The following is a 3,703-nucleotide window of genomic DNA, read 5'->3' on the forward strand; positions in this document are numbered from 1 at the left end:
CGGCGTCGGCGGCCGGCCCCTCGTCGGGCCGGGCGGCGGCCAGGGCGGCCTCGCACTCGGCGATCCCGAGCGCCTCCAGCGCCCGGACCAGCGCGTCCCGCCCGGCGAAGTGCCGGTGCAGCGTGGCGCGGCTGATCCCGGCGGCCCTGGCGACCTCGTCCATGGTCGCGGTGGATTTGCGGGTCAGCAGGGCGGCGGCGCTGCGCAGCACGTGGTCACGATCGACAGCCATGAGACAACCGTACCCCACATGAGACGTGAATGTCTCATCCAAGGCGTACGGGTCTCACGGCTGTCGTGTGACGGACGGCCGGGTGCTCAGTGCCAGGGCAGCTCTCCGCGCCGCTCCCAGTAGGTCCGGGGCTCCTCGGCCAGGGCGGCGAGGCGGGAGAGCTGGTCGTCGGTGAGGTCGACGGCGGCGGCGTGCAGGTTGGAGGCGAGCTGGGCGGTGGTGGCCGCGCCGGAGAGGACCACGCCGGCCCACGGCTGCCGCAGGACCACCGCGAGGGCGACGGCGTCACAGCCGAGCCCGGTCTCCTCGGCGACGGCCCGCAGCGCCTCCGGGGCGTTCGCGGCGGCGAGCCGGCCGTTGGCCATGCCCTCCTTGACGATCACGGTGAGCCCGGCGTCGTGGGCCTCGGCGAGCGCGGACCCGGCGGAGGTCTCCAGGGCGTTGTACGTCGACTGGACGGTACGGAAGAGGGGCTCGCCGTCGACCGTGACGGCGAGGGCGGCGCGGATGGCGTCGGCCTGGGCCGGTCCGCTGGTGGAGAAGCCGACGGTGAGGCCCTGCCCCGCCGCCTCCGCGAGCCGGGCGTGCAGCTCCTTGTCGGTGAGGGCGGGGCTCTCGGGGGTCACCGAGTGGATCTGGTAGAGGTCGAGCCGGTCGCCGAGCAGTGCGTCGGTCTCGGCGCGCTGACGCTCGTACGCCGCGAGGGAGTGGTCCTTGACCTCGTGCCGCTCGGCGTCGGTGGTCCAGTCGGCGGTGTAGGTGTAGCCCCATTTGCTGCCGATGACGACGTCGTCGACGTCGGTCCTCTTCTCCAGCCAGTCGGCGAGGAACTCCTCGGAGCGGCCGTAGGAGCGGGCGGCGTCGAAGTAGCGGACGCCCTGGGCGTGGGCGGCGTCGAGGAGTTCGTGCGTGCGGGCGCGCAGCGTCTCGACGCCGCGGTCCTCTCCGAGGTCGGCGTCGCGGCCGAGGTTGATGTAGCCGGGGCGGCCGATGGCGGCGAGGCCGAGGCCGAGGTGGCAGGTGGGGGTCGTCGCCGTTGCCAGTCGGGCGAAGGGCATCGCGGGCTCCGTTGGTCGGGTCCGGTACGGTTCCCGACCAACGTAACCCGCGACGACCTCGGCTTCGCCCAGGAGCCCGGGTCCCGCGGTCGTTTCGCGGGGGCGGGTGTGCCGTGGCCTGGCGCGCCCGCGCGGCGGGGCCGCACACCGGTACGGCCCCGCGCCCCTTCGTGCCTGCTTCCGGTTATGCCTGCTTCCGGGCCGTTGCCCAAGCGTGCTGGCCGGCCACGTCCCGCTTCACCTCCGCCAGCTGGACCGCGACCGCGCTCGGGGCCGTGCCGCCCCTGCCGTTGCGGGAGGCGAGGGCGCCGGGGACGTTCAGGACCGAGCGGACCTCCGGGGTGAGGTGGGGGGAGATCTCGGCGAACTGTTCGTCGGTCAGTTCGTCCAGTTCCTTGTTCTCGGACTCGGCGACCTTGACGCACTCGCCGGCCACCTCGTGCGCGACGCGGAACGGCACGCCCTGCTTGACCAGCCACTCGGCGATGTCGGTGGCGAGGGAGAAGCCGGCCGGGGCCAGTTCCTCCATGCGCTCGCGGTGCACGGTGAGGGTGGCCATCATGCCGGTGAAGGCGGGGAGCAGGACCTCCAGCTGGTCGATGGAGTCGAAGACCGGCTCCTTGTCCTCCTGGAGGTCGCGGTTGTAGGCGAGCGGGAGGGCCTTGAGGGTCGCCATCAGACCGGTCAGGTTGCCGATGAGACGGCCCGACTTGCCGCGTGCCAGCTCGGCGATGTCCGGGTTCTTCTTCTGCGGCATGATCGACGAGCCGGTGGAGAACGCGTCGTGCAGGGTCACGAAGGAGAACTCCTTCGTGTTCCAGATGATGATCTCCTCGGCGATCCGGGAGACGTTCACGCCGATCATCGCGGTGATGAAGGCGAACTCGGCGACGAAGTCGCGGGAGGCCGTGCCGTCGATGGAGTTGGCCGCGCTGCCGTGCTCGAAACCGAGGTCCTCGGCGACCGCCTCCGGGTCCAGGCCGAGGCTGCTGCCCGCGAGCGCTCCGGAACCGTACGGCGACACCGCCGTGCGCTCGTCCCACTGGCGCAGCCGCTCGGCGTCCCGGGACAGCGCCTGGACGTGGGCGAGGACGTGGTGGGCGAAGAGCACCGGCTGGGCGTGCTGGAGGTGGGTGCGGCCGGGCATGGCCACGTCCGGGTGGGCCTCGGCGAGGCCGATCAGCGCGTCCTGGAGGTCGGCGATCAGAGAGCCGACGATGCGGGCGTGGTCCCGCAGGTACATCCGGAAGAGGGTGGCCACCTGGTCGTTGCGGGAGCGGCCGGCGCGCAGCTTGCCGCCGAGGTCGGGGCCGAGGCGCTCCAGCAGGCCGCGCTCCAGGGCGGTGTGCACGTCCTCGTCGGCGATGGTGCCGGTGAAGGAGCCGTCGGCGACGTCCGCTTCGAGCCGGTCGAGACCGGCGGTCATCCGGGTCAGCTCGTCCTCGGTGAGCAGCCCCGCCGTGTGCAGCACGCGGGCGTGGGCGCGCGAGCCGGCGATGTCGTAGGGCGCGAGCCGCCAGTCGAAGTGGACGGACGCGGACAGCTTCGCCAGGGCCTCGGCGGGACCGTCGGCGAAACGGCCGCCCCAGAGCCGTACGTCACCGCTGTTGCTGCTCACTTGCGTGCTCCTCGAAGGCTGTGGATGTGCCGCCGCCTCCCCACGGGCGCGTGAGGAGGCGGCTGTCAGGCTAGTGCGTGTGAGGGGTCGTCAGGCGCTACGGCTCAGGCGAGGTCGCGCTTGGCTGCGATCTTCGACGACAGGCTGTAGATGTCGATGAAGCCCTTGGCCGCCGCCTGGTCGAACGTGTCGCCCGTGTCGTACGTGGCCAGGTTGAAGTCGTACAGCGACGACTCCGAGCGCCGGCCGGTGACGACGGCGCGGCCACCGTGCAGGGTCATCCGGATGTCACCGTTGACGTGCTGGTTCGCCTCGGTGATGAAGCCGTCCAGGGCGCGCTTGAGCGGGGAGAACCACTGGCCGTCGTAGACCAGTTCGCCCCAGCGCTGCTCGACCTGCCGCTTGTAGCGGGCGAGCTCGCGCTCGACGGTGACGTTCTCCAGCTCCTGGTGGGCGGTGATCAGGGCGATCGCGCCGGGGGCCTCGTACACCTCGCGGGACTTGATGCCGACGAGGCGGTCCTCGACCATGTCGATCCGGCCGATGCCCTGGGCGCCGGCGCGCTCGTTGAGCTGCTGGATCGCCTGGAGGACGGTGACGGGCTTGCCGTCGATGGCGACCGGCACACCCTCCTTGAAGGTGATGACGACCTCGTCGGGCTCGCGCGCCACGGCGGGGTTCTGCGTGTACTCGTACACGTCCTCGATCGGCGCGTTCCAGATGTCCTCGAGGAAGCCGGTCTCGACGGCGCGGCCGAAGACGTTCTGGTCGATGGAGTACGGGGACTTCTTGGTG

3 protein-coding genes and 1 pseudogene are annotated in these 3,703 nt (G+C 71.8%); all 4 read right to left on the reverse strand.

What is annotated here, in order from left to right; genetic code table 11:
- Positions 1–232, reverse strand: a 232-nt coding sequence (locus B7767_RS27205; RefSeq protein ID WP_179167302.1) for a helix-turn-helix domain-containing protein, incomplete at its 3' end; no start/stop codon positions are given.
- Positions 233–318: 86 nt separating this feature from the next.
- Complete coding sequence (locus tag B7767_RS27210) at positions 319–1,290, reverse strand: aldo/keto reductase (RefSeq protein WP_085574490.1); 972 nt, start codon at positions 1,288–1,290, stop codon at positions 319–321.
- Between the two features lie 184 nt (positions 1,291–1,474).
- Positions 1,475–2,908 carry an argininosuccinate lyase gene (gene argH / locus B7767_RS27215; protein ID WP_085574491.1) on the reverse strand — a complete coding sequence of 478 codons (1,434 nt, stop codon included), beginning with the start codon at positions 2,906–2,908 and terminating at the stop codon, positions 1,475–1,477.
- A gap of 104 nt (positions 2,909–3,012) precedes the next feature.
- Positions 3,013–3,703 (reverse strand): annotated as a pseudogene (locus tag B7767_RS27220) (argininosuccinate synthase domain-containing protein); the annotation flags it as partial.

This window comes from Streptomyces sp. 13-12-16, assembly GCF_002114215.1.
In the GTDB taxonomy this organism is placed as follows: Bacteria; Actinomycetota; Actinomycetes; order Streptomycetales; family Streptomycetaceae; genus Streptomyces.

Excerpts from the sequence above, each read along its gene's own strand:
- B7767_RS27210 (WP_085574490.1), bottom strand. The coding sequence starts at position 1,290 with ATGCCCTTCGCCCGACTGGCAACGGCGACGACCCCCACCTGCCACCTC.